Here is a 25,465-nt window from a genome sequence, read left to right on the forward strand (position 1 = left end):
GCCGAACTCAGAAGTGAAACGCCGTAGCGCCGATGGTAGTGTGGGGTCTCCCCATGCGAGAGTAGGGAACTGCCAGGATCCTTTTAAAAAAGGCCACCTTTATAGGTGGCCTTTTTGCTTTTCTCTTTTTATTCTAAGCTAAGCTGAAATTATTTCACCTACCTCTTCCATTACTCGACAGGTTATCGCTACCGCGATATATTGGCTATCTGGACGTCTAAATTGAGTTTTGAGGATTAAGGGTTATGCCGATTAAAGTCCCTGATGAGCTTCCTGCAGTGAATCTTTTGCGTAATGAAAATGTGTTTGTTATGACTGATACACGCGCACATCTCCAAAATATTCGCCCATTAAAGGTACTGATCCTAAACTTAATGCCAAAAAAAATTGAGACGGAAAATCAATTTCTGCGTCTATTATCTAATTCTCCGTTGCAACTCGATATTCAACTTTTGCGTATTGATAATAGAGCATCACGTAATACGCCAACAGAGCACCTCAATACCTTTTATCGTAACTTTGAAGACATCAAGGATGAGAATTACGATGGACTTATTATTACGGGGGCACCATTAGGCTTAGTCGATTTCGATGATGTTGCCTATTGGCCACAGATCAGTGAGGTATTGAGCTGGGCGAAAAAGCACGTTACTTCAACGCTGTGTGTATGCTGGGCAGTGCAAGCGGCTTTAAATATTCTTTATAATGTCCCTAAAAAAACCTTAGAAGAAAAAATATCAGGCGTTTATGAGCATCTGAATTTAGAGCCTCATGCCTTGCTAACTCGGGGGTTTGATGAAATCTTTCTTGCTCCGCATTCCCGCTATGCCGCCTTTCCAGTCGATATGATTGAAACACACACTGATTTAGATATCTTAGCCAGCTCTGAACAAGCCGGGGCTTATCTCATGGCATCCCGAGATAAGCGATTGGTACTAGTGACGGGTCATCCTGAATATGATGCTGGTACCTTGGCTTCAGAATTTTTTCGCGATAGCGAAGCCGGACTATTACCGATCTTGCCTGATAATTATTTTCCAGATAATAATCCCGCCAATAAACCTAAAGCGACATGGAGAAGTCACGGGCACTTACTTTTCGCTAACTGGCTCAATTATTACGTATACCAAATCACGCCTTTCGACCTTCGAGAGATGAATCCCACTTTAGAATAATGGGTTAACGCGACGCGCTCTTAAGGTTGTTTGATCGTAATTTTCGTCTACGCTTTTACGCATAATAGTAACGATAAAGCGGGGCGAAATGCTTATATTACTCAATTTATTGGCCGCGATAGCCCTATTAGTATGGGGAACTCAGATCGTACGCTCAGGCATAATGCGTGTGTTTGGCGCAGACTTACGACGCGTATTGAGCCGTAGCGTGGAAAAAAAGCCTTTTGCTTTTTTGGCCGGGATAGGTGTCACAGCTTTAGTACAAAGCAGTAATGCCACGACGTTACTGGTTACCTCCTTTGTCGCACAGAATCTGATGACCTTAACTCCAGCATTAACTGTGATTCTTGGGGCGGATGTCGGTACTGCGCTGATGGCTCGCGTGCTGACCTACGATCTCTCATGGCTTTCCCCATTGTTTATTTTTATTGGTGTCATACTTTTTATTAGTCGTAAACAGAGCCGAGCGGGACAAATTGGCCATACCTGTATTGGTCTTGGACTCATACTTCTCGCTTTACAGCTGATTGTCGAAGCCTCTCGACCTATCACTCATGCCGCGGGGGTACAGATCCTATTCTCCTCCCTGACTGGGGATATATTGTTGGATGCACTGGTCGGTGCCTTCTTCGCTATGGTCAGTTACTCCAGCCTTGCTGCGGTACTGATCACCGCAACGCTGACGACAACAGAGGTGATTGCACTGAAAGTCGCACTTTGCTTAGTGGTTGGCGCTAACATTGGTAGTGGCATTTTAGCGTTACTGAATAGTGGTAAAGCGAGTGTAGAAAGTAAACAAGTCGCATTGGGTAGCCTACTCTTCAAGCTGATGGGAGCCGTGGTCGTATTACCTTTTATTGGTATCTTTGCACACCAACTCGATAAGTTAACTGTTTCCAGTGCGAATTTAGTGATCTTATTTCATGTTTTTTATAATGTGGTTCGTTGTTTGCTGCTACTGCCTCTGACAGAAAAAATGGCGAGTTTATGTCAGCGCTGGATCCCGACAGGTCATCACGATTCAGAAAAATGTACCACAAGATATTTAGACCGGGCGGCGCTTGATACTCCCTCCTTAGCACTCGTTAATGCTGCCAGAGAAACACTGCGTATGGGGGACATCATTGAAAAGATGATGGTTAGCCTCAAGCGTGCTTTTCAGGGGCAGCAAGGCGAAGAGAAGATAGTTACGCGTTATGACGACGAGGTCGATGCCTTGTATACCGGAATTAAACTCTATTTGGCACAAATTCCCAAAGAGGACCTTCAGCAGCAAGAATCTGAACGTTGGGCGGAGATCTTTAATACGGCAGTTAATTTAGAACAGGCAGGGGATATTCTTGAGACGATGACTGTGGATGTCGCTGCAAAATCACTGGCGAACCAGAAACCATTTTCCACTGAGGGTTTAGAAGAGCTAAAAATCTTATACGATAATCTGCTGGAAAATTTACAGCTCAGTCTCTCTGTCTTTATTTCGCAGGATCTTGACGCTGCCCGACGTTTACGCCGTTCTAAACATCATTTTCGTCGACTGACTCAGCGTTACTCATTGACTCATGTTGAGCGATTATCGCACCAAAATAAACAAAGCCTTGAGACCAGTTCCCTGCATTTGGGGTTACTGGGAGAAATGAAAAGATTGAATTCTCTATTTTGCTCGGTGGCATACGGAGTACTGGACCACCGTGAGGCGGATGAAGAATAAAGCGAAGGCTCGACAGCAAAAGGTTGTCGAGCCTGAGAACGCCCTAGGAGGTTTTCTTTCCTGACCAATAACCGGACAATAGTGATCCGGAAATGTTATGCCAGACTGAGAAAAGCGCGCCAGGTAGTGCAGCCAGAGGCGAGAAATAGAGTTTACCTAAGGTTGCTGCAAGTCCAGAGTTTTGCATCCCCACTTCAAGGGCAAGGGTACGACAAACGGACTCATTAAAGCCAAACAGTTTACCGCCCCAATATCCTGCTATCAGCCCAATGGCATTATGCAGGGTCACGGCGATAACCACGGTGAAGCCAACACTGGAGATATAGTGTTGGCTTCCAGCGACCACCGCAGCAATGATTAGTAAAATCGCGACCATTGACAGGGTGGGTAAATAAGGCTCAATCCGGTCAACGAATTTTTTGCAGCGATGATGCACAATCAACCCGAGACCAATGGGAATTAGGACTATCTTTATGATACTCCACAACATACCGGTAATATCGACTTGAATATGGGTGTCGACATATAAACGGGTCAGCAATGGGGTCGCGACTACCCCGACTAATGCCGATACCGAAGAAATCGTTACCGATAAGGCGACATCGCCCTTAGCCAGATAAATCATCACATTTGACGCTGTACCACTGGCTACACTGCCGACCAATATCATTCCTGCGGCGAGATCAGCAGGCATATGCATTATCTTAGATAACCCATAAGCGGCAGCCGGCATAACAAGATAGTGTAGAAATGTCCCTGCCAAAACCGGCGCGGGCCGGTTCAGTACCCGACGAAAGTCATCGAAACTTAACGTAACACCCATACCAAACATAATAAGCATTAATAGTTCGCTGACCCAAGGACCTATTGCAGTAAAGCCTATCGGCCGCCAATAGGCGACCGCAGATAACGCTACTGCCCATAAGGGGAACAACCGTGTCACCATGGCTAACATCACTAAAATTCCTTATTCAAAGAGATGTCGGTGAAGCGTTTGTACCGCGGCTTCTGCATCGTTACTGGGTAGCAAGAAACAGAGGTTATGTTCGCTTGCACCATAGCAAATTAAACGCAGATTAAAGGCGGATAGTACACCAAATACCTCTTTTCCCACTCCAGGAGATTGCGACAGTTTATTACCGATCAGCGCCACTAAAGATAAATTTTCCTCAACCTCCACACGGCATAATGCCGATAATTCAGTCAGTAACGCTTGAGTTAATAAACCACGGGCTTGGCTACTGGTATCAGTGGTATCTAGGGTTAAGGCAATACTGACTTCTGAGGTGGTAATCAAATCAACCGAAATATTATGGCGAGCAAGTACGGCGAACACTTCCGCTAAGAACCCACGGGCGTGCAGCATCTTCAAACTATGTAGAGTTAATAATGTTTGGCGTCGGCGCAATGTGAGGGCTCTAAAAAGAGGCTTCTCGTTAGTTTCATGATAGACGAAAGTGCCGCCATCATCAGGGGCTTTACTCGAGCCAACAAAGACCGGGATATTGTTGCGTACTGCGGGAAGCAGTGTGGCGGGATGTAGAACTTTTGCGCCAAAGGTCGCCATTTCAGCGGCCTCTTCAAATGAGATTTCTGCAATACGTTTTGCGGTGGGAACCACTCGCGGATCGGTAGAGAAAATTCCTGTAACATCCGTCCAAATATCGATACGGCTTGCTTGTAAGGCCTCACCAAGTAAGGCTGCAGTATAATCACTTCCCCCGCGGCCTAACGTAGTCGTTCGCCCTTTTCCTTCACTGCCAATGAAACCTTGAGTGATGACGAGATTATCATTCAGGAGTGGAGCAAGGTATTGGGTAGCGAGCTCCCCCAAGATTTTAAGTTCAGGTTCTGCACTGCCAAAACGGTCACTAGTACGCATCACTTTACGTACATCAAACCACTTCACGGCGACGTTTCTCTCACGAATAAGCTCGGTAAACAACAGTGTCGACATCAGCTCACCGTGGCTAACGAGTTCATCGGTAAGTGCTAAGGATGTCGCGAGTGATGCGGCTTCAGATAACGTTGTGATGCTTTCGAGGATGCGATCAATTTCATCACGGACAACATCGGCGCTACTCAGATTATCGACAATCGCATACTGAATACGTCGCACTTCATCAAGTAAAAAAGCACGGCGAGCGGTTTCTTGACCTGAGGCGAGTTCAACCAGAATATTGGTAATCCCGGCAGATGCAGAGAGTACAACGAGTTTAACGTCTGGATGACTGAGAACAATATCGGCACTGCGGGACATTGCTTCGAAATCAGCAACGCTGGTACCACCGAATTTTGCCACAATGAATGTGGATTGGGACATGCTTAACACCCTCGATTCTAAAAAATAAATAAACATTTCATTTTAGGTGAGGGATAAAGATACAGTCTACCTGTTCTCTACTCAGAAGCCCCCCACCTAACGTCATTCACATCAATTGATGTATTGGTGACAACTCAAGGGATTCAGCCCCCGTAGCCGACAAATAAACAGCCCGCATGTTTACCGTCTCGGCGTCACTCCCCCTGATATGTCGTCATTGAACACGGATTCTCTGACATACTGCCTGGGTGACGCGCCTCTTCTGATGCAACGATAGAACGCCGCTAAGTAGAAATATCGTTTAATATCGATACTGTCAACGCTAAATCGTCTATCACAGAAATTAATTAGTAAAGTTTCATTATTACTCGGTTGCTCGCTATTCTCTCCATAACTAAATAGCACCTCCTAGCAAATCTCCCAGGGTCGGAAGTTCTAGAGTAGGTGATAATCAGGTGGCATCCGAGTGGTAAGACTATGGTTATCTCATTCATTTTCGTTCAAGATGGGAACGGTTGCACCGGAGTGTGAAATTTCAACCCAAGCATTGACGCGATACTGGTATACAGTGTGTGTTGTGTTTCTGTCGACAGTTTATTAACTAACTAAGAGTGTTGTTATGAAAAATATTAACCCTACACAAACAGCAGCATGGAAAGCCTTAGAACAGCATTTTCAAACAATTAACGAAACGGACATTGCCTCACTATTTGCTCAAGATCCCCAGCGTTTTGCTCATTTTTCGACAACCTTCGAAGATAAAATTCTCGTCGACTACTCTAAAAACCGTATCACCCAAGAAACCTTGGACAAGCTATTGAGCTTGGCTAAGGAGTGTGATTTATCCGGCGCGATCAAGTCCATGTTCGCTGGTGAGAAAATTAACCGTACAGAAGATCGTGCCGTTCTTCATATTGCGCTACGTAACCGTAGTAACACGCCAATTAGGGTGGATGGCAAAGATGTGATGCCAGAAGTCAACGCGGTACTGGAAAAAATGAAACAATTTTCAGCGCGTATTATCAGCGGCGAATGGAAAGGTTATACTGGAAAAGCGATTACTGATGTAGTCAACATCGGTATCGGCGGTTCCGACCTAGGTCCTTATATGGTAACTGAAGCATTAAAACCCTATAAAAATCACCTATCGATGCACTTTGTCTCGAATGTTGATGGGACACATATTGCCGAGACGTTAAAACCACTTAACCCAGAAACCACACTTTTCCTTGTAGCGTCCAAAACATTCACTACTCAAGAGACTATGACTAATGCGCATAGTGCGCGTGACTGGTTTTTGGCTAAAGCCGGTGATGATCAGCACGTCGCGAAACACTTTGCCGCGCTTTCGACCAACAGTTCAGCAGTCAGTGAGTTCGGAATTGATACCGATAACATGTTTGAGTTTTGGGACTGGGTAGGTGGACGTTATTCACTCTGGTCCGCGATTGGTCTGTCAATCGCGCTCTCTATTGGTTTTGAAAACTTTGAGCAGCTCTTGTCTGGTGCACATGCGATGGATAATTACTTCGCCCAAACGCCAGTAGAGAAGAACTTACCGGTTACCTTGGCACTGATTGGTCTGTGGTATAACAACTTCTTTGGTGCTGAAACGGAGGCTATCCTTCCTTATGATCAGTATCTTCACCGTTTTGCCGCCTATTTCCAGCAAGGTAATATGGAATCGAACGGCAAATATGTCGACCGCGATGGGCATCCTGTTGATTACCAAACTGGCCCGATTATTTGGGGGGAGCCGGGTACCAATGGCCAGCACGCTTTCTACCAATTGATCCATCAAGGGACCAAAATGATCCCTTGCGATTTTATCGCACCTGCCGTTACGCATAATCCCCTGAGCGATCACCACGACAAGCTACTCTCTAACTTCTTTGCTCAAACTGAGGCACTCGCCTTTGGTAAATCTAAAGAGGCGGTGGAGAAAGAGTTCGCTGACGCAGGGAAATCTGCGCAAGACGTTGCGCACATCGTGCCGTTTAAAGTCTTTGAGGGGAATCGTCCGACTAACTCCATCTTGCTCAAAGAAATTACGCCTTACAGCCTTGGTGCTCTCATTGCGATGTATGAGCATAAAATCTTCACCCAAGGCGCAATACTCAACATTTTCACCTTCGATCAGTGGGGCGTTGAGTTAGGGAAACAACTGGCGAACCGCATCCTTCCTGAGTTGAAAGTCGAGGATAGGATTGACTCCCATGATAGTTCGACAAATGGGCTAATCAACCAATATAAATCTTGGCGTTAAGTTTTGGGCTAAGAAGCATAAAAGCGGCTATTGAGCCGCTTTTTTATTTACTGATAAAAAACGGTATTTATTGAGATATCTGTCACATTAAAGCATTATTATTTTAGCTCTCCTATCATAAAAATGAGTAAAAATAATGAATGATCAAGTTGTTACACCAAGAGTTCCGCGAGCGATTGCAAACTTTTTACAGTGGGTATTGAATATCGGCCTCATCGTGTTAGCTGGGATTTTGGCTGTGTTTTTAGGCAAAGAGACGGTTAACCTAGTGGCAGTACTGTTTCACCGAGGCGAAGAGCAATCTGCCTACTTATTGATTGAAGGGATTGTCATCTATTTTCTCTATTTTGAGTTTATCGCGCTAATAATCAAGTACTTCTTATCTGGGTATCACTTTCCATTACGCTACTTTATCTACATTGGTATTACCGCAATTGTTCGCTTAATTATTGTTGATCACAAAAACCCATTGGATACCCTGATCTATTCTGCGGCAATCTTGGTTTTGGTGGTGACGCTTTGGTTAGCGAATAGCCGACGACTAAAAAGAGAGTAGCCGTAAAGCCACGCGAGTCGGCAGAAGATTAACGGATACTCTGTTATGATTAACGACATTCCTAGGTTAATTTGGAAGCATTTCATGCATGACCACTCAATGCAGCAATTAATGACCCATAACTTTCGCGCCCTTATCGACGGCGAATGTACGCCAGATATTCATTCATGGCTGGTGGATGAATCTTCTATGACAGCACGATTAGAAGCCTATTGTCAGAAACTAGAGGTTAGGGTCGTCAAAGAAGGATTCTTTCCTGAGCATGCGCTGACGGCCGAAGAGTATTGTTTAGTCGTCGACCAAGCGGGGAAACAGCGTTTTTGGTTGCGAGAAGTACAACTTATAGTGGACGGTAAACCTTGGTTAGCGGGCAGAACTGTTATTCCTGAAAGCACCTTACAAGGCCCTGAAGCCGCATTAATGGCCTTAGGCACACGACCGCTAGGACATTATTTATTTCAAACATCATCATTATGCCGAGATTTTCTGACACCCGGCATGATTAGTGGGTTATGGGCTAGACGCTCACTGTTACGCCTCGCAGGAAAACCGCTATTAGTGACAGAAATGTTTTTACCCGCGTCACCACTTTACCCGCTATTGGCAACAGGATCTTTACCGTGCGCTCTGTAACCTCATCAAAAATAAAAGCTTACCTGCAATTAATGCGGCTAGATAAGCCAATCGGCACACTTCTTTTACTTTGGCCAACGTTTTGGGCCTTATGGCTATCGGGTATGTCATTTCCACCACTCTCGGTACTCATTGTATTTACCTTAGGCGTCATCTTTATGCGGGCGGCTGGGTGTGTGGTGAATGACTATGCCGATCGTCATATTGATGGACACGTAGAGCGGACTAAGCATCGCCCCCTAGCCAGTGGTCGAGTGACGGCTAAAGAAGCTAAAGTATTATTTTTAGTCTTGGTACTTTGCTCATTCTTATTAGTACTGACCATGAATGGTATGACGATCGCCCTCTCTATTGGAGGTGTTATTCTTGCATCAATTTATCCCTTCATGAAGCGCTATACCCACTTACCGCAAGTTGTGTTAGGTGCGGCTTTTGGGTGGGCGATACCGATGTCGTGGGCAGCAGTAACGGAAACCTTACCTAGCGTGTGTTGGCTGCTCTTTTTTGCCAATATCTGCTGGACTGTCGCCTATGATACTCAATACGCGATGGTGGATCGTAACGATGATCTTAAGATTGGGGTAAAATCAACAGCCATTCTTTTTGGTCGGCATGATCGTACTATTATTGGGTTGTTGCAGTTCAGTACACTCTTTTTGCTGGTATTAGTGGGTCGGTTGCTCCAGCTCAATGTCTTTTATTACGGTGGATTAGTGGTAGCGGCAATACTCTTTGTATGGCAGCAGAAGCTTATCTACCATCGTGAGCGTGGAGCCTGTTTCCAAGCTTTCTTAAATAATAATTATGTCGGGTTAGTGATTTTTGCCGGAGTGATTTTAAATATCCTGCCTTTTATTAATCTGATGTAAACCAGGTATTGATAAAAAAAGGCGACCAAGAGTGAGGTCGCCTTTTTTGTGTCTGATTTTTAGCTATTATCAGGCAGAATATTATCTGAATTTTCAATCGTCTGCCTAACATCGCGATTCATCAAATTCAGCAGTAGGTTACGCATCACAATTGATTTATCGATATCTGCATCATCACGATCGCTGATATAGCCTTCGTCACGTAAAGTTAAAACCAAGCCCGTGAACACCGCTTTATCGAAAAACTCCGGTGCATTAATACCATGTAGAACGGATAAGCGCTGGGCGAGCGTTCGACTCTCTTTTTCGAGGGTGCCGCGGTTAATGGCAGGTTTAGCGCTAAGAATCGTAAAGGTTATGGCATAACGCTGCAGCGTTTCACGCACACCTGCTGCGAGAAGCTGTAGAGTGCGATACCTCTGTGCTGAGGTGGCGGCAACAATATTTTCGGATTCTGTAATCAGCGCCTGACGACACAATTCATTAAGCAATAGCTTGATGGTTGGCTCTAGTTGCTCATCGCTCCAATGTAAGAACAGCTCACGCTTAAGCATTGGATAAATCAGTTTAACTTGCTTAAATAACTCATCATAAGTCAGCGACTTATGCTGCAGAATGATGCTGGCCAACAAAGAAGGTAAAACTAAAAGGTGATGAATATTATTACGGTAATAGGTCATTAGTACTGCTTGCTCTCTAGGCAGTACAATGATCTCGCCCAATGTATCTTGCTCAATTGAGAACTTATTCATCTCAAGAGCATGATCAAGAAGCTCCTGCGGAGTCATGTCAGGCAGGGTAGATTCCGAAGAGTAAGGAACATTACGCAATAATTCGCTGTAACAGGTAAGCTGATCAAGTAGCTGCTCACGGGTTAGGGAGCGTTGACGTGAAGCTAATAACGCCGTCACGCATAGATTCATCGCATTCGCCGCCCCTGCGTTGTTAATACGGGTCATTACCTGTTCCGCAATATCGTTTACTGCTGGGGTCAACCATGTTGGGCGCTGAACTTCAATGGGGTCAATATCATCACGCCAGTTTGGAACATGCTGGTTAAGATAGGTATTGAGAGGTAGCGGTTCACCGAAGTTAACAAAGCCTTCACCGAGATTACGCAGTTTTCTTAACCCACGGATCATTTGTAAGAAGCCTTCTTTTTCCTTGGTCGCTCCTCTTAATTCTTTGGCGTAGGTAGCGACTTCCATAACATGCTCATAGCCAATATAAATCGGGACTAAGGTAATAGGGCGATTGGTACCGCGTAACATAGCCTGTAATGTCATGGTTAGGGTACCCGTCTTAGGGTCCAGTAAGCGACCGGTACGAGAACGTCCCCCTTCAACGAAATACTCAACCGAATACCCGCGGCTAAATAACTCGCCTAAATATTCACGGAAAACCGTGGAATAGAGCTTATTTCCCTTAAAGGTCCGACGAATAAAGAAAGCCCCAAGATGACGGAAGATAGGGCCGGCTGGCCAAAAGTTAAGGTTAATCCCGGCTGCGATATGTGGCGGTACTAAGCCTTGGTGGTACAGTACATAGGAAAGTAGAAGGTAATCCATATGACTGCGATGGCAAGGTACATAAACCAGTTCATGCCCATCTTGAGCCAATTGGCGAATACGTTCGCCCCCATTTACTGTAATGCCTTTATACAAACGGCTCCATAACCAGCTCATTATACGGTCAGTAATCCGAATGGCCTCGTAGGTAAAGTCAGCAGCAATCTCTTCCATCATCTCGACCGCATTCTTCTGCGCTTCATCATGAGTGATTTTTTTAGAACGCGCTTCATCTTCGACCGCTTTCGCAATGGCAGGGGATTGAAGAAGCTTATTAAACAGTTGTTGGCGAGCGGGTAAACTTGGACCTACTGCTGCTAACCGTTGGCGTGAAAAATGGATGTGTGCAACTCGCGCTAATTTTTGTGCAATCGACTTATCGGTACCATGCTCGTCGGCCATTTGGCGCATTGAGACTTTTGCAGAGAAGCGCACAAAGCTATCACGGCCCAGCCACAGCACCGCAAACAGTTTTTGTAATCCATTCAGTTCACGCAAAGAAGGTCCCGGTTCACCGTTAATTTCACGGGCTGGTGCACGGCCAAACATCACTGAAACAGGAACTAACTGGACATCTAATGCAGGATTATTTTTATGCAGATCAAGATAGTCATGGAAAATTTTCACTGACTCTTGATTTGGTGTAAAAGAGGGGAATACGCGTGGTCCATCATGCATGAACACGTAGCGAGGTAATAGTACGCCATCTATCTCTATCGGAATTAACGGATCGGGGAGGTCATGCTTCAAGCATTGCGTCCGCAATGCGAGCAAATCCGTTTTGGAATCGTAGGGGAAAACGTACATAATAGGACGCGTTGAATCGAGACCCAATTCAGTGACTGGATCTCCAGGAATTACCCGACTTTTAACGATAAAAGAGAGGGGTAAGTTTAATAATTTATAAAGTAAATCACGCCAACCTGACATATATGAATTCATAGCCTCTTAAATGAGCAAAGCGCGATCATCATAACAGAAACGTTTCCGAAGATCTGTCCAGTAGAAATGTAATATCGGGCTGTATCACAGCTCTTAAGGGAGAAAAGGATTAATGACTAACCAAGTTACCGGGCTGCGTCGTATTTTTAACGCAGCAGGTTATTCATGGAAAGGTTTTAAAGCCGCATGGCAGCACGAGGCGGCCTTTCGGCAAGAAGCACTTCTTGGAGTAATTGGCACGCTTATAGCGCTAGCTCTCCCGGTATCCATTCTAGCCAAACTAGTACTTATCGGCTCAATGGTATTAGTGATTATTGTTGAACTGCTAAACAGTGCGATCGAAGCGGTTGTGGATCGCTTTGGGGGAGAGTGGCACACACTTTCCGGACGCGCTAAAGATATGGGGTCTGCTGCAGTTCTTCTGGCGCTACTTTGGTCATTGGCGGTGTGGATAGTCTTACTCATTGAGAGTTGGCACTATTATTTCCCATAAACCCCACCGATTTATCCTTGATGCTAGTTTCTATTTATAAAATACCTGTATATACTCACAGAGACTGTATAAACAACCAGGGGGTCGGATGAAAGCGTTAACAGTAAGGCAACAGCAGGTTTATGACCTGATTCGTGATCATATTAACCAGACTGGCATGCCTCCGACCCGAGCTGAGATTGCTTCGCAACTAGGTTTCCGCTCGCCTAACGCGGCAGAAGAACACTTAAAAGCACTCGCTCGTAAAGGTGTGATTGAAATTGTATCCGGAGCCTCACGGGGCCTACGCTTATTACTGGAAGAGCCGGAACTTGAAGGTCTCCCCTTAATTGGTCGCGTTGCGGCGGGTGAACCTATCCTTGCGCAAGAACATATTGAAAGTCATTACCAAGTCGATCCGGCACTATTTAAACCGAATGCAGACTTTTTGCTTCGAGTGAGTGGGATGTCGATGAAAGATATCGGAATCATGGATGGAGATCTACTCGCTGTCCATAAGACACAAGAAGTACGCAATGGACAAGTTGTGGTTGCCCGTATCGACGACGAAGTGACGGTAAAACGTTGGAAAAAAGAGGGTAGCACGGTACACCTTTTACCCGAAAATAGTGATTTCAGCCCGATTGTTGTCGATACCCATCAACAGAGTTTAATGGTTGAAGGATTAGCTGTAGGGATTATTCGTAACGGCGAATGGCTATAGATAAGACCTTATGCTGAGACGATTGACGGTAACGGATAAAAAACTGTGGCAACTCGCGGTGCCGATGATCCTTTCCAATATCTCAGTGCCGCTACTGGGGCTGGTCGATACCATGGTCATCGGGCACTTAAGTAGCGAAGTCTTCTTAGCGGGCGTGGCGATTGGGAGTAGTGTGACCAGCTTCGTTTTCATGTTGTTTCTATTTCTGAGAATGGGCACTACAGGGGTAACTGCGCAGGCTTGGGGCAAAAAAAACCAGCAAAAATTAGTACAAGCCCTTTTCCAGCCCTTAATCCTAGCTGTAGGGGTAGGCATTGTTTTCGCACTATTTCATCAGCCAATCACTAAGCTAATACTTAGCGTGATGGGAACTCAACACGCAGCACACCACCCAGCGGCTCTCTTTCTCTCCATTCGCTTGCTCAGCGCGCCTGCAACCCTGGCAAATATGGTGATTCTCGGCTGGCTGTTAGGAGTACAGTACGCAAAAGCCCCGTTAATACTCCTGATCGGTGGCAACACTGTAAATATTATCTTGGAATTACTGTTGGTCCTTCACTGGCACTATGCGGTTAGCGGTGCAGCGTGGGCAACAGTGGTCGCTGAATACTCGAGCCTACTATTAGGGCTTTATTTAGTGTGGCGAGCGGCTCAACAGCGAAACCTTTCTTTAAGACCCCAAATGTCGCAATTAGGTCAGGGACTAGCACGACTTTTCCGCCTTAACCGCGATATTTTATTACGCTCGTTGCTACTCCAACTCTGTCTCATTAGCTTTACGATTATTGGGGCGCGATTGGGGACGAATGTCGTAGCAGTCAATGCTATTTTATTGATGTTTTTGACGTTCACTTCCTATGCGCTAGATGGTTTTGCGTACGCAGTCGAATCCGTTTCTGGTGAAGCCTTTGGCGCGAGGGATGCTGATTCATTAAAGGCAATATGGCACTCAGCCTGTAAGCAAGCAGTTGCAGTGGCTTTGCTATTGAGTGGTATTTACGCCGTCATGGGGCAAAGCATCGTTAACCTTCTGACCTCGATCCCTTTACTGCAGCAAGAGGCTAACCATTACCTGTTTTGGCAGGCGATTTGCCCGCTGGTGGGTGTTGGGTGTTACCTACTGGATGGCTTGTTTGTTGGCGCGACGCGCGGCCGAGAAATGAGGAATAGCATGTTGATTGCGGCCATTGGTTTTGCGCTGACACTCTTATCTGTGCCGATTATTGGTAACCATGGTCTTTGGTTAGCATTGATGGTGTTTTTAGCGCTGCGTGGGCTGACTCTAGGGTATGTATGGCTCCAACACCAGCGACAAGATAGCTGGTTCGATCTCAGTCGCTAATCTAAGCTCGGCCTACTTTGCGTTTGGGTTCTACAATGTTGTGGTGATCATGATGACAATGTTCTGGATCTTCACACTGTAAAATGGCGCTACACTGCTGACACAATCCATGGGCTTCAATAATGCTATGACGAAGAGTGAATCCAGACTCGGTAGATTGTTCCCTAATCCATTTTTCAACTCCTTCCGCAGGTCTTTCAGTCACTGATGCACATTGATCGCAGACTAACAGCATTGAGGTATGTGAAGGGTGATCGAAATGAGGACACACCACATAGCTATTATTTGATTCAACACGGTGAATAAAGGCCTGCTCCAGCAAAAAATCCAAGGCTCTGTAGACGGTTGGTGGTTTTGCTTGAGGTTCACTTATGCGTAATTTATCAAGTAGATCGTAAGCGCTAATTGCGTGAGGATGCTCAATCATCAAACGCAAAACTTCCGCGCGTTGCGCGGTTAATCGGACACCGCGCTGAATACACAGTTTTTCAGCATCAGCGATTATTTTCTTAGCAGAACATGGCTGCATAAAACGCCTCAATCGTTAAATTCGTTGACTAGATTCTACCACATATCTTTGATGAAGCGCAGAACATGCAGTCCACCCCGAACAGTTAAGGGATCCGGTTATCCATTAATAACTTACGGTATACTAAGTTATAATGACCTATAGAAATTATTATCGCTCCTAGCGAGGAAGTTACCGATCATGCATGACCTTAGTGATGAACTTCAGCGTGCGAATGAAGCACTATTCTTTTTAAAATAGACCAGTCATCCAAGCCGTTTATTAATTTTCTGTGAGTTAATGAAAACGCCAGGTTTGAGTCATAGCGAAATTGACTCGCTGTGTGGTTTAAGCGTCTTTTCCACTGCTCAGTAACCAGTGAAAATGATCGATATTGGCATTCTTGACGTGTTAACCATTTTGAAAAAGCTATTCTAGCTGAAAGGGTTATCGTCGATTTCTATCTCACACATGGCTTTGTTGTATAAATGAGATATCCGGTAAGTATCCCTGTTGTTGGTTGTGTTTAAGGCGATACGCACGCTTTCTGGCATTCCTACCTTTGTCATGTTGTTCAGTGCAAGTACCATGGCCTCCGCTACCTGTCCGTTATAATCTCGCCGCGTCAGTGAACCTCCCAACAACTGTTTGACCCTGTACATCGCCGTTTCCCCTATCAATCGCCCAGGCAAACAGCATGATCTCAATATTTTCGGCGTAGGCATGGGTACTTTTTTTATGGGCACTTCGCTGAAAGTTTCTATATCAAGCCATAATATCGTGGACATAAAATTGCCTTGTGTTATAGGGTTAACCTGAAATGAATAGAGGTTATGTGGAAAGGATTCCTCATGCTTAAAAGAGGTGGTTTGCGATTATTAACTTCAGGTGAAATTCGTCTGGCAACTGAGCTATACCGTAACAGCATCCAGTACAATCGGGTATGGATTCATCACGGTAGCTACTTGCCATTTGGTATGCAGGAAAATAACACTGCGATGACCCCGAACGGCGAAATATGGTTTGAAACTAACGTATACAGGGATGATTACTCATTAGGGACAATTGAATTGAAGCATTTATTTCTGCATGAGATGATGCACGTCAGACAGCATCAGCGAGGAATGAATGTTCGGATGCGCGGTTTAGTTTCATGGGCGGTGACCTATAAATATGATCTGGATAAGGGGAAGTTATCCCAATACCCGATGGAACAGCAGGCTTGTATTGTATCTGATTATTGGTTGCTTATCCGACATGGATTTAAGTACAATGAAAGCCTGGTTCGCTATAAAAAATACAATTCTAAGCATTCAGAAAAAGAGCTCGCAGATAAATACAAAAACGTACTAGGGGGATTCCCTGGATGACCAGATTTATATGCTCATTTTTGATATTTATTGTTCTTTCGGGATGCGAAGGTGATCGTCTGGTATTTCGTGAAAAAGGCGATGCTATTGTTAGTAAAAACTCTATTTGTATCAAAGCATCATCCAGTGACATTTTGAATTATTATAATTTAAGTTCATCTGTTAATGGTTACTCTAAACCTCTTGTCGCTGAATCAGGCATAGCGAAGAAATTTCCTGACACATGCATAACAGCGGATTTAAAACCCAGTGAAGATTATACGCTTCTGTATGAAATTAATTCAAAGAAATATCGTTTCGAGTTCAGAATAAATAAATACTGGTACGTCATTAATACAACGAAAGGATAGTTGAACTAAACGCTTTTCGTTTTACGCCCCTTTGTAAAAGGGGCGTTTGCCATAATCAGATTAGGCTTGCGCATCGTAGACGGTTGCTTCGGTCACACCGGCTTTAACACTCTCAACGACAAAGTTAAAAGCATCTTCGATCATGCGCTCCGGGTTGATGAGCTTGAAGGTAAAGGTCAGCTTACCTTCACGCAGGTGGGCCTGTACCTCAGACGCCAGAACAGAAGATAGATAACTTACATCGTGATTAACCGTAGATGGGCCCGCACCGGCGGAGCTTCTATATCGACAGTGATCAATAACATGGTTGGCTGAAAATTCAGTAAGCTTGATTTCAGCAATATCGCAGTTCAGCAACCTATCCTGTATATACCGTTTTGTTCTACCTGATTTCCCACCGAGATTGGGATCATTGATGTAGCGCCTTAGCAAATCTCCAACAGTCATTTTGTTCAAATCGCTGGTAATCGGCACCCCATTTCTTTCCAGCTCAGTAACCCTGCTAGCACTCCACGTTTTTGCATGAGCCTGTTTGCTATATGTGCGATTCTCTCTGTATAGATATTCGCCACTTTCTTTAACACCTACGGTACAGCGGTACCTCAAAGTACCGTCGGCGCGTTGACGTTTTTCTATGCTATAGTAAGCGATGATTTTCCTCCGCCTTCATTCAGCACCCCATTCATTAGGAGTGCTGGTGGGGGGCTGACAAAGAAAAAATACGATAAAATGAAACAAAATGCACGAAAATAGAGAATTGAATAAACCTACTGAGAGCCGCGTAAACAGCGGCATAGCGCCAATATACCCCAGTAACCGTTTTTCCGTTGCTCCGATGTTGGATGGGATAGACACCCCAATAAAATCATGATGTTAAAAATCTATGGGGTGCTATAGGGGTGCCGTTGATTTTTATTTAATCCTTAGAAGATCTTCTTTCGCTTCCTTTCTTTTCAGATCAATGTATTCAGCTAAATCATTTACATGAATGACTCTAGGTGACTTTTGCCCAACTCCTACCCTAAAAGTTGGAAAAGGTAACTCACCCAATATGGCTTTTTTGTCAGCAGTGGATGGGCGCATGCCAAGATATTTTTCTGAAACATCGGAAAGCAGGATCGTAGTCGTTTCAAACTCTGCCATAAGTAAAAACATAGTATTCATATTCTCTCCACATTATCCGCTGCAACGGTTTTGATTAGTCGCTGGTGGTCGGTACCAACTTTTGCCAAATAGCTGACACATACTTAGCTTGATGAACAGCATCATCTAAAGCGTTATGCTGATCTCCGACAAATGGCATATCTCGCTTTGGGTCACAGCCAAGTTGTCTACCGAGTTCAACGATGGTTCTCACATCCCGGTCGTTCCAGAAATTCCAGAATGGTGGTAGCTGCGCTCGTCGATAAGCATCACGCAGTAGTACATTATCGAAGTTGGCGCCGTTGCCCCAAAGCTGGATATTTCTCGCTGTGCTCGTTGAAAGCGCAAACGACGATAGAGCTAACAGAACTTCATTGATATTTCTGGGATTGCTTGATAAAGCTTTTCTAGCTTCCTCGCTTTGCTGCAACCACCACATGATGGTATCTGCATCCGGTACCGCGCCGTTGTCCATCTCACTGCGCAACGTTGCAACTTGATAAAACTGTGGACCAAGCTCACCAGTCGACGGCTCAAAGAATACGGCGCCGATCGTGAGGATAGGGGAACCAGGAGCGGTTCCCATTGTTTCGATGTCTACCATTAGGTGTTTCATTTGTCCCCCTTGCATTCTGACTTTAGGAATATAATCCAGTGCGTTTTATCCCCCTTTCCGGCACGCTGCCTGATAGTTGGCTTTTGGTCCGTAAGCTCAATAATCTGGCTAACCGGTATCTGGGTTTCATTCCATTTGAAAATTAAAGTTCCGTGTGGCCGCAACACCCTAAATGCCTCTTTGAATCCAGCGGCAATATCATCTCGCCACGTTTCCTTGTTGAGACAACCATACTTTTTACGCATCCAGCTATTTTCGCCAGCACGGACTAGGTGGGGCGGGTCGAATACAACTTGCGAGAATAATTCATTTTCAAATGGTAAATTGCGAAAGTCGGCCACGACGTCAGGACTAATTACTAAATGACGGCCATCACATAAAATATGCTCCACCTCTCTGATATCACAGAACGTTGCTCTATCATCCTTCTTATCGAACCAGAACATGCGGGAGCCGCAGCACATGTCTAAAATTTGAGATGACATATCACTCCCCCAATCCGTTTAGGTATTTGAGTTCATCTGCATAAAAATTAAATGCACCCTGAGCCAATTGCCTGCGACTTAGATATTGGTACCACTCTACAGATTGATAAGCTGGCTCTTGCCAATTACCATCATCACCAGCCTCTATTGACTTAAACCATGAATCAAAATCGCTATCGCTAGGCAACTTAATCTCCGGCACTGGCGAGACTGTAAAATTCTTCTTCGGCTCTTCTATAACCAGAACAATCTTTCCGTTACTTTCGCTAAGAGCCGATACCTTGCCGAAGTATCGATGATCCGCATCATAATCACTGGTACTCACATCCACTGACACCTGCAAACCGATGTAGTCATCCTTGTTAATCTCCGGCACTGGAGGGGCGTCATACAATGGCTCAGGGTCACTATATTCCGAAACTTTTGGGTCAGCGGCGTGAAGTAAGTAACCTTTATAAGTCATGTATGCCACTGGCTCTGCCGTTAGTGATTCTAGGGCTATTTCCATGCACACCTGTGTGTATTCAGATAGATAATCGTCGTACTGGTTAGGATTTTCGGGTTCTATACCATTTAATGAATTAAGCGTTGCCTTTGCGAACTTAGCCAACTCTTCACGCTTCTCTTTTGTTAATGCAATCATGATGCCTCCACTCGCTTAAACTCGACGACCCATACGAACGGGTTAGACTGCCAGCTATCTTGGCCGTAAATTGATTCCCATAACCAAGAGTAAACTTCTTTCGAGCTATGGCTTACTTCACCAAAATATTGCATACCAGGGGCAAGGCAATATCGGCCGGATGCGGGAAGTTGGTGTAACCCCTCAGCCAAAGCATCGCGTGTACTAATATCCTGTAACCGCTCTACCCGAATATCAGTAATCTCAAGCGTTATACGGGAAGCCCATCGGGGCATGTGGATCGATGGCCTCCACTTTATAGTTTCGTACCAACCTTCCTGTAAATCAGAGGGCTTATGTGTCGCTCGATAGGCTAAGGTACTTTCTGTACACATTCCGAAAGTGAATGTCTCACGCACCCATAGGCGATCACCTACCTTACCGAAAGGGCATCTAACGTGAGCAAAGTTACGATTAGTTTCTCTGTCGTCACTACCTGCACCAAAAATCGCGCCTTTCCAAGAAAATCCAGACCCTACTGTAAGCTCAGGCTGAGGAGTAATAATCCTTCTTGTCTGCGTTTTACGCCCAGAAAGAATGGCTCTAACCATTTCACCATTGAAGATAATGCCGCGTTCTTTAATTTGCTTATTCATTTCTATCTGCCGCCATATCAATGAAAAATAATTCGGGGTCGTTTAGATAACGGGTCAAGCACTCTGCAACCGCGTTATGAGCTTTGAGCTTGGTCATAATCACCGGGAGTATCATTGGTAACGATTTTCTATCTACGTTCCAACCATGGTGCTTGAGCGTTCCTATAACATCTTCAATAAGCTGGGCATCAGATAAAGTAGCCATTCTTATTACTCCAATAGACTTCAATTTATATAAGCGCCCTCGATGAGCGCCATGGGTAAATTATTCGCTAGCTTCTTCAGGCCCTTTGTATTCAAGTAGACTACAGAGACCTTCAACGGCTTTAGTCATGATGAACAGATCGGCACTAGCGGCATTACGGTATGCACCCGCTTTATCGTCTTCATCTCTTGGCGAGTATTCGCTACCGGTAGAAATTTGCTTGAAGTGAAATTTATCGGTTAGTAAGAAACTGGCCTCATTGAGACTCAACTGCATGCTCTCGACTATGAAGCCGGTATTAAGGCTGTCATTGACTTCTTCTGACACAGAATTAAGATCAGCAGAATAGGTGATCACTTCTTTGCCGTCGGCTAGGCGTGATAAGCGAATGTAGTTACCAATGGCGAATCCACTGAAAGCATCCTCGTCGCCGGATAAATGATTTTTTAAGCGGGTAGTAAGGCCATTTTTGATATCGCTGATATGGATTGTTTCTGTCTTAATAGATCCCACGACTTTAACTAGCATCGAGCAGGTCAATGACGCTAATTTTTTACTGGTTGTATTAACGAATAGCAGCCTTGATTCTTCGTGGTAAAGCGCCAAGATTAGAGTGGATTTAACGAAAGCCTGACGGCGAAGATCCACAGTCACGTTGTCTTTAATTGACGCTTTCTCGTCTTTGGTAAGCTTAGCTTCTTGTCGCTCTTCAATTGCCGATATACGCTTGTTTACTTCTTCGTTAATCACGTCGGTGGGGATAATTTTTTGATCCACGCGCACTACAAACATGAAACCACCAGTGATCGGCGTTACTAGCTCACCGGTGACAGGATGTGGTACGAACGATGAGCGAGAGAACTCAGTTTCGCCAACTGGGGAGTAGGGCATTTCTTCTAGGTGCTTGGCCAAAGGTTCCTGGCTAGGAAGTGTGGCTTTGTAAACGATAGCGTTCTTAAAACTTGGTATCTTCACGATTAACTCTCCAATTTCAGGCTACAGGAAGCCCTTGCCGTGATGGCAATAATTAAATTTGGATAAATTGGCTGGTGGACCTACTGCAAAAGCCCACAGCCTGCGGGTCTCCACACATGGAGGATGTTGTGATGGCTGGTGTCGAGAATACCAGCGTCTTTGGAGGTCATTTTGTTAGGCTGTCGGGATCGGCCGCAATACCTAACCATATTCCGTCAAATTTACTCGGCGACAATTTCCAAAGTATTGAACCGCTACCTTTAGCGCATCGACCTGCGCATTCACCACAACGAAGAGAGCTCTATCTCCGATTCATTCGCCAGCCTGCAAAGCAGAAATCCGTCCCCTAAGAACTCTCATCGTTGTGTTGCCAGTAACGCTGGCAAGTCGGTGACATCTCAGATAAACAACCTTGTGTGGAGTCGCCCAGCTCCGGAAAAAACATAAAACCGGTTAGGTCACACGTTCTGCTGTCACTGCCGGTGTTTCTCACCACCGCCGGCTGGGTGCATGGATTAACTTGTTAAACACACTCTAATATTAAATTGCATATAACGCAAACATAAATTGCACTACATGCAAGTAATGAGGTAAAAAAATACCGCACAAGGCGGTATTAATTTTTATCCATGTCTTTTGAATTCTTGCGACTGACTAATCATGACTTTACCAAAGATATGGAATCGGTGTTCGTTTTCAGAGGATATGCTCCAATCTCGATAATGTGGGTTGTCTGAAATAACGATTAGTTTATCTGGGACCATCTGTAGCCGTTTAACGTGTATTTTTTCATCAAAGCCAAAAACGTATACTCCGTCACCGTCATAGTTAGTCACAGATATATCGACGAAAATTAGATCACCAGGCTCTATAGTACCAGACATACTATCACCCTTGACGGTTATTACTTTCACCGCAGATTCTGGCTTGCTACCGAATACAGCTCGGGCATGTTCATTACTGTATTCAATAGATCTCACTATATCTACAACTTCATTCTGGTTATAGGTACCGTTACCAGCACTTGCTGCTAAATCCATTATTGCTATGTGGTACACGTCGTTTACCTCGGCATCATCGCGAGTGGAGTTACTGTTATTATATACAGTGGTTTCGCGAGAAGTCGAAGAAAATAATTCAGATACGCTTATATTTAAAGCAGTTGCAATATTTCCAAGTGATTGAGCAGTAAAAGATTTCTGTTTTCCTGTTTCCAGTCTAGATATGCTCGACGCATCAAGTCCTACCTTGTCGGCAAGATCTTCGATTTTCATATCTTTTTGAGTTCTTATTTCACGAACTCTTTTCCCAATATCAACCGTCACAGTTCAGTTCTCTCTGTATGCAGATTTTCAACGAATTACTCTAATTAAAAGTTTTTTTTGCAAGATATGCAAAGTAACTTGCGCATTACGTAAGTCGCCAATAAAATGCATAAAACGCAAAAATAAGGTGAAATATGCAAACCCCTTTAAGGAAATTGAGAAAAGCGCAAGGTAAGACGCTTTCTCAGGTAGCTGAAGCTCTTAACATCGATCCTGCAACACTTAGCCGGATAGAACGAAATGAGCATTCAGTATCTGCCGTTGTAGCCGAAAGAATCTGCCAATTGTTTGATGGCGAAATTACAGAATTAGAAGTTCTTTACCCAGAGAGATTCTCCGAAGCAATTCTAAAAGACTAAAAATTGAATATAACCACAGAAGAGAGGTAGTAACCGTGGATCAGAAACACTGGAAAGTAGAAAAACAAACAGAGGGCTACATCAAGGCAGTAAAAAAGACGATCACTGACTTGCCTGGTGGTTATGCAGAAGCTGCTGAATGGCTTGGCGTTACAGAGAATGCATTATTCAACCGCCTGCGTGCTGATGGCGATCAGGTTTTTCCAGTTGGCTGGGCTAATGTTCTCCAAAATGCTGGTGGTACTCACTATGTATCGGACTACATGTCTAGGGCTGTTGGTTGCATTAACGTTCCTCTTCCTGAGCCGGACATGGTTGGAATTACTGATATCAACCAGAAACTCCTTGAGGTGTTCGAGGAAGTTAGTAGCTATTCACAGCAGGTAAGAGATGCGATTGAAGATGGTGAAGTTGATAGAGAGGAATTTGAAGCACTTAAAGCCAGCCTTGACCGTTCAACCGTAAAGATGCAGCAGCACCTGAATTTAGTAAGCAGAGATTTTTGTAAGCCAGAAAAGGTGAACGCCCCAAGTTGCAGCTCAGGGCGTTCGATTGCGACCAAATCAATTTGTGTGGAGAGTTAATCGCATGAGCATTGTAACAGCAGAAAGGAAATTACCGCAACTGCGGGCTTTGCCAGTCAATGGCGGTAAATCTCCGGGGCTCTGGTGCTATGTAGTAATGGTACACGGTGAATGGGTCCCAGTTAACCACAGCTTTGCTGAATGGCTTGTGGGTGATGTAGCACTGACTTCTAAGGAGGCTTCCCATGGAAGCAGAACACATTAAACCTTGGGTCGCTCGCTATAAAGACAGCAACGGTATTGAGGTAGAAACCGTTGGCGTCGATGTCGCTAACAACCGAGTTATTTACCGTCGACCAGGCTACGCAAATGAGTGTGTATGCCCGAGACGTGATTGGTCTAAGAAGTTCAGGAAGGTAGAGTCATGAGTGTCAAATTAAGTTCTTACGTTTGGGATGGTTGCGCCTCAGCAGGTATGAAGCTGACGAGCGTTGCGATCATGGCTCGCCTTGCTGACTTCAGTAACGATGAAGGCGTCTGCTGGCCTAGCACTGAAACTATAGCTCGTCAGCTTGGTGCCGGTGAATCGACGATTCGTTCAGCTATTGGAAAGTTAGAGCAAGAGGGCTGGCTTACAAGACAACAGCGCCGTTCTGGTAATCGTAACGCATCAAATATCTACCGTCTAAATGTCGCGAAGCTGCGTAAAGCCGCTTTATCTCATGAGTCAGATTCTGACCCCTCAAAATCTGACGCCTCAAAATTCGACGGGTCAAAATCTGACGCGTCGGAATCGAGCAAAAAACAGGAGTTTCACCCGCCAGAATCTGGGGGGGATCCGTCAGTAACTTCAAAACAAGAACCATCAGTAAAATCAAAACCCCTTTGTCAGGTTGCTGGGCAACCCGACCCCGAGGTGGTTCTTACCGAACAGGCTCGTGACGTGTTAACCCACCTGAACCAGACCACGGGATCACGTTTCACGACGAATAAAACCTCACTGGAGCATATCCGCGCTCGGCTTCGTGAAGCCTTCACCGTTGCGGAATTAAAACTCGTTATCGACTACAAGACCGAGGAATGGCGGGGAACTGAGCAAGAGCAATACATCCGTCCCAAGACGCTTTTCATCCCAACAAACTTTGCAGGCTACCTGCAGAGAGCTGGCAATTGGGACAAAGCAGGCAGGCCACAACGTATCAACGGACGCTGGTCGAAACCGGGGGAGCGAGTTATCACCGAGATCGATACTCCAGACCAATCCACACCAGCTGGTTTCAGGGGGGCGTGATGGATAGAAAATCCGAGATACTGAAAGTTTTAAGCCCTGACCAGCCGCTAACTGCGATTGAAATTAGCGAAAAGACAGGGATCGGACGCAGAGAAGTTAGCAAGTTTATTAGTGATTTGGTCGAGAGTGGCGAAGCAAAAATTTACACCGGGCGCTGGGCGTTTTTACTTGGTGAAAATTTAGCACTGAGTAACCCAGAGTTTTACAAACACGCTCAAGCTGCTGAGAAGTACGAAAGTTCTGGTCGGTACCGTACCGCACAAACAGCATGGCAAGCAGCGTTCGATAGCACCAGCGAGGTTCACCTTCGCACCAAAGCGGTTAAACACATTGAGAACTGCGAGAGCAAGGTAAAGCGGGTGTGTTACGAGAGCATGGGGGAGATGGCGGGGCGAATGGTGCTGAACGACATTTCGAGTTGCTTAGGTTCTAGACCAGGTCAATTTTAAGGAATAAAA

At 45.0% G+C, this 25,465-nt stretch carries 31 protein-coding genes, 1 rRNA gene, 1 pseudogene and 1 riboswitch; of the genes and pseudogenes, 19 read left to right on the top strand and 14 right to left on the bottom strand.

Features of this window, described 5'->3' with window-relative positions; all coding sequences use genetic code 11:
• The 3 genes from rrf to HH682_RS11850 all read left to right on the top strand — a co-directional run.
• Positions 1-78: ribosomal RNA gene (rrf, locus tag HH682_RS16215) — 5S ribosomal RNA — on the top strand; the annotation flags it as partial.
• 167 nt (positions 79-245) lie between these two features.
• Positions 246-1,175 carry a homoserine O-acetyltransferase MetA gene (gene metA / locus HH682_RS11845; protein ID WP_214237755.1) on the top strand — a complete coding sequence of 310 codons (930 nt, stop codon included), beginning with the start codon at positions 246-248 and terminating at the stop codon, positions 1,173-1,175.
• Positions 1,176-1,263: 88 nt separating this feature from the next.
• The gene (locus HH682_RS11850; protein ID WP_214237756.1) at positions 1,264-2,883 is read left to right on the top strand and encodes a Na/Pi cotransporter family protein; all 1,620 of its coding nucleotides are present in this window, start codon (positions 1,264-1,266) and stop codon (positions 2,881-2,883) included.
• Positions 2,884-2,926: 43 nt separating this feature from the next.
• Here the strand turns inward: HH682_RS11850 and panS are convergent, their stop codons facing one another.
• Complete coding sequence (panS, locus tag HH682_RS11855; RefSeq protein WP_214237828.1) at positions 2,927-3,838, bottom strand: ketopantoate/pantoate/pantothenate transporter PanS; 912 nt, start codon at positions 3,836-3,838, stop codon at positions 2,927-2,929.
• A gap of 12 nt (positions 3,839-3,850) precedes the next feature.
• Positions 3,851-5,206, bottom strand: a complete 1,356-nt coding sequence (lysC, locus tag HH682_RS11860; RefSeq protein ID WP_214237757.1) for a lysine-sensitive aspartokinase 3 — start codon at positions 5,204-5,206, stop codon at positions 3,851-3,853.
• 77 nt (positions 5,207-5,283) lie between these two features.
• Positions 5,284-5,476: riboswitch (Lysine riboswitch) on the bottom strand.
• 349 nt (positions 5,477-5,825) lie between these two features.
• On the opposite strand from lysC, the gene pgi reads away from it, so the two are divergent.
• The 4 genes from pgi (at position 5,826) to ubiA (ending at position 9,530) form a co-directional block, all read left to right on the top strand.
• Entirely contained in the window at positions 5,826-7,472 is a 1,647-nt protein-coding gene (gene pgi, locus HH682_RS11865) for a glucose-6-phosphate isomerase (protein WP_214237758.1), read from the top strand.
• A gap of 136 nt (positions 7,473-7,608) precedes the next feature.
• Positions 7,609-8,028, top strand: coding sequence for a phosphate-starvation-inducible protein PsiE (psiE, locus tag HH682_RS11870; RefSeq protein WP_214237759.1), 420 nt, complete (start codon positions 7,609-7,611; stop codon positions 8,026-8,028).
• Positions 8,029-8,112: 84 nt separating this feature from the next.
• Entirely contained in the window at positions 8,113-8,661 is a 549-nt protein-coding gene (ubiC, locus tag HH682_RS11875; RefSeq protein ID WP_214237760.1) for a chorismate lyase, read from the top strand.
• Complete coding sequence (ubiA, locus tag HH682_RS11880) at positions 8,649-9,530, top strand: 4-hydroxybenzoate octaprenyltransferase (protein WP_338049341.1); 882 nt, start codon at positions 8,649-8,651, stop codon at positions 9,528-9,530. Before ubiC ends, ubiA begins: the two co-directional genes overlap by 13 nt.
• A gap of 59 nt (positions 9,531-9,589) precedes the next feature.
• On the opposite strand, the gene plsB is transcribed toward ubiA, so the two are convergent.
• The gene (gene plsB, locus HH682_RS11885) at positions 9,590-12,028 is read right to left on the bottom strand and encodes a glycerol-3-phosphate 1-O-acyltransferase PlsB (RefSeq protein ID WP_214237830.1); all 2,439 of its coding nucleotides are present in this window, start codon (positions 12,026-12,028) and stop codon (positions 9,590-9,592) included.
• Between the two features lie 124 nt (positions 12,029-12,152).
• Here plsB and HH682_RS11890 point away from each other — a divergent pair, with 124 nt between their 5' ends.
• The 3 genes from HH682_RS11890 (at position 12,153) to dinF (ending at position 14,578) form a co-directional block, all read left to right on the top strand.
• Positions 12,153-12,533 (top strand): diacylglycerol kinase, encoded by a 381-nt coding sequence (locus HH682_RS11890; RefSeq protein WP_214237761.1) that lies wholly within the window; start codon positions 12,153-12,155, stop codon positions 12,531-12,533.
• An 88-nt stretch (positions 12,534-12,621) separates the two neighbouring features.
• The gene (gene lexA, locus HH682_RS11895) at positions 12,622-13,236 is read left to right on the top strand and encodes a transcriptional repressor LexA (protein WP_214237762.1); all 615 of its coding nucleotides are present in this window, start codon (positions 12,622-12,624) and stop codon (positions 13,234-13,236) included.
• A 10-nt stretch (positions 13,237-13,246) separates the two neighbouring features.
• The gene (dinF, locus tag HH682_RS11900; RefSeq protein WP_420826213.1) at positions 13,247-14,578 is read left to right on the top strand and encodes an MATE family efflux transporter DinF; all 1,332 of its coding nucleotides are present in this window, start codon (positions 13,247-13,249) and stop codon (positions 14,576-14,578) included.
• Between the two features lies 1 nt (position 14,579).
• On the opposite strand, the gene zur is transcribed toward dinF, so the two are convergent.
• Positions 14,580-15,107, bottom strand: coding sequence for a zinc uptake transcriptional repressor Zur (gene zur / locus HH682_RS11905; RefSeq protein ID WP_214237763.1), 528 nt, complete (start codon positions 15,105-15,107; stop codon positions 14,580-14,582).
• A gap of 509 nt (positions 15,108-15,616) precedes the next feature.
• Positions 15,617-15,769: pseudogene (locus HH682_RS11910) on the bottom strand (IS5/IS1182 family transposase); the annotation flags it as partial.
• A gap of 168 nt (positions 15,770-15,937) precedes the next feature.
• On the opposite strand from HH682_RS11910, the gene HH682_RS11915 reads away from it, so the two are divergent.
• Entirely contained in the window at positions 15,938-16,456 is a 519-nt protein-coding gene (locus HH682_RS11915; protein WP_214237764.1) for a type IV secretion protein Rhs, read from the top strand.
• Positions 16,453-16,806 (top strand): putative T6SS immunity periplasmic lipoprotein, encoded by a 354-nt coding sequence (locus HH682_RS11920; protein WP_214237765.1) that lies wholly within the window; start codon positions 16,453-16,455, stop codon positions 16,804-16,806. The genes HH682_RS11915 and HH682_RS11920 overlap by 4 nt, the downstream gene beginning before the upstream one ends.
• A gap of 60 nt (positions 16,807-16,866) precedes the next feature.
• On the opposite strand, the gene HH682_RS16045 is transcribed toward HH682_RS11920, so the two are convergent.
• From HH682_RS16045 to rdgC, 8 genes are all read right to left on the bottom strand, one after another.
• The gene (locus HH682_RS16045; RefSeq protein WP_338049342.1) at positions 16,867-17,280 is read right to left on the bottom strand and encodes a hypothetical protein; all 414 of its coding nucleotides are present in this window, start codon (positions 17,278-17,280) and stop codon (positions 16,867-16,869) included.
• A 438-nt stretch (positions 17,281-17,718) separates the two neighbouring features.
• The gene (locus HH682_RS11930; RefSeq protein WP_214237766.1) at positions 17,719-17,970 is read right to left on the bottom strand and encodes a pyocin activator PrtN family protein; all 252 of its coding nucleotides are present in this window, start codon (positions 17,968-17,970) and stop codon (positions 17,719-17,721) included.
• 34 nt (positions 17,971-18,004) lie between these two features.
• Positions 18,005-18,565 carry a 3'-5' exonuclease gene (locus HH682_RS11935; protein WP_214237767.1) on the bottom strand — a complete coding sequence of 187 codons (561 nt, stop codon included), beginning with the start codon at positions 18,563-18,565 and terminating at the stop codon, positions 18,005-18,007.
• A complete protein-coding gene (locus HH682_RS11940) occupies positions 18,562-19,050 on the bottom strand; it encodes a class I SAM-dependent methyltransferase (protein WP_214237768.1) in 489 nt (162 codons plus the stop codon). The genes HH682_RS11935 and HH682_RS11940 overlap by 4 nt, the downstream gene beginning before the upstream one ends.
• Position 19,051: 1 nt before the next feature.
• A complete protein-coding gene (locus HH682_RS11945) occupies positions 19,052-19,693 on the bottom strand; it encodes a hypothetical protein (protein WP_214237769.1) in 642 nt (213 codons plus the stop codon).
• On the bottom strand, positions 19,690-20,328 hold the full coding sequence (locus HH682_RS11950; protein ID WP_250318681.1) for a hypothetical protein: 639 nt from the start codon (positions 20,326-20,328) through the stop codon (positions 19,690-19,692). The genes HH682_RS11945 and HH682_RS11950 overlap by 4 nt, the downstream gene beginning before the upstream one ends.
• Positions 20,321-20,533: a hypothetical protein gene (locus tag HH682_RS11955; RefSeq protein ID WP_214237770.1), complete on the bottom strand. Its 213-nt coding sequence runs from the start codon at positions 20,531-20,533 to the stop codon at positions 20,321-20,323. Before HH682_RS11955 ends, HH682_RS11950 begins: the two co-directional genes overlap by 8 nt.
• 60 nt (positions 20,534-20,593) lie before the next feature.
• Complete coding sequence (gene rdgC / locus HH682_RS11960) at positions 20,594-21,508, bottom strand: recombination-associated protein RdgC (RefSeq protein ID WP_214237771.1); 915 nt, start codon at positions 21,506-21,508, stop codon at positions 20,594-20,596.
• Positions 21,509-21,639: 131 nt separating this feature from the next.
• Between rdgC and HH682_RS11965 the strand changes: the two genes are divergently transcribed.
• A complete protein-coding gene (locus HH682_RS11965; RefSeq protein ID WP_214237772.1) occupies positions 21,640-21,858 on the top strand; it encodes a hypothetical protein in 219 nt (72 codons plus the stop codon).
• A gap of 273 nt (positions 21,859-22,131) precedes the next feature.
• On the opposite strand, the gene HH682_RS11970 is transcribed toward HH682_RS11965, so the two are convergent.
• Positions 22,132-22,782 carry an XRE family transcriptional regulator gene (locus tag HH682_RS11970; RefSeq protein WP_250318684.1) on the bottom strand — a complete coding sequence of 217 codons (651 nt, stop codon included), beginning with the start codon at positions 22,780-22,782 and terminating at the stop codon, positions 22,132-22,134.
• Between the two features lie 185 nt (positions 22,783-22,967).
• Here HH682_RS11970 and HH682_RS11975 point away from each other — a divergent pair, with 185 nt between their 5' ends.
• From HH682_RS11975 to HH682_RS12000, 6 genes are read left to right on the top strand one after another with little or no spacing between them, the layout of a single operon-like run.
• On the top strand, positions 22,968-23,192 hold the full coding sequence (locus tag HH682_RS11975) for a helix-turn-helix domain-containing protein (RefSeq protein WP_214237774.1): 225 nt from the start codon (positions 22,968-22,970) through the stop codon (positions 23,190-23,192).
• A 35-nt stretch (positions 23,193-23,227) separates the two neighbouring features.
• The gene (locus HH682_RS11980; protein WP_214237775.1) at positions 23,228-23,776 is read left to right on the top strand and encodes a YmfL family putative regulatory protein; all 549 of its coding nucleotides are present in this window, start codon (positions 23,228-23,230) and stop codon (positions 23,774-23,776) included.
• Positions 23,777-23,780: 4 nt separating this feature from the next.
• Positions 23,781-23,981, top strand: coding sequence for a hypothetical protein (locus HH682_RS11985; protein ID WP_214237776.1), 201 nt, complete (start codon positions 23,781-23,783; stop codon positions 23,979-23,981).
• Positions 23,962-24,144 (top strand): DUF4222 domain-containing protein, encoded by a 183-nt coding sequence (locus HH682_RS11990; RefSeq protein WP_214237777.1) that lies wholly within the window; start codon positions 23,962-23,964, stop codon positions 24,142-24,144. Before HH682_RS11985 ends, HH682_RS11990 begins: the two co-directional genes overlap by 20 nt.
• Positions 24,141-25,007, top strand: coding sequence for a conserved phage C-terminal domain-containing protein (locus HH682_RS11995; RefSeq protein WP_214237778.1), 867 nt, complete (start codon positions 24,141-24,143; stop codon positions 25,005-25,007). Before HH682_RS11990 ends, HH682_RS11995 begins: the two co-directional genes overlap by 4 nt.
• Positions 25,007-25,456, top strand: coding sequence for a hypothetical protein (locus HH682_RS12000; RefSeq protein WP_214237779.1), 450 nt, complete (start codon positions 25,007-25,009; stop codon positions 25,454-25,456). The genes HH682_RS11995 and HH682_RS12000 overlap by 1 nt, the downstream gene beginning before the upstream one ends.
• Positions 25,457-25,465: the final 9 nt, after the last annotated feature.

It is taken from the genome of Rosenbergiella gaditana (assembly GCF_018494065.1).
GTDB lineage: Bacteria > Pseudomonadota > Gammaproteobacteria > Enterobacterales > Enterobacteriaceae > Rosenbergiella > Rosenbergiella gaditana.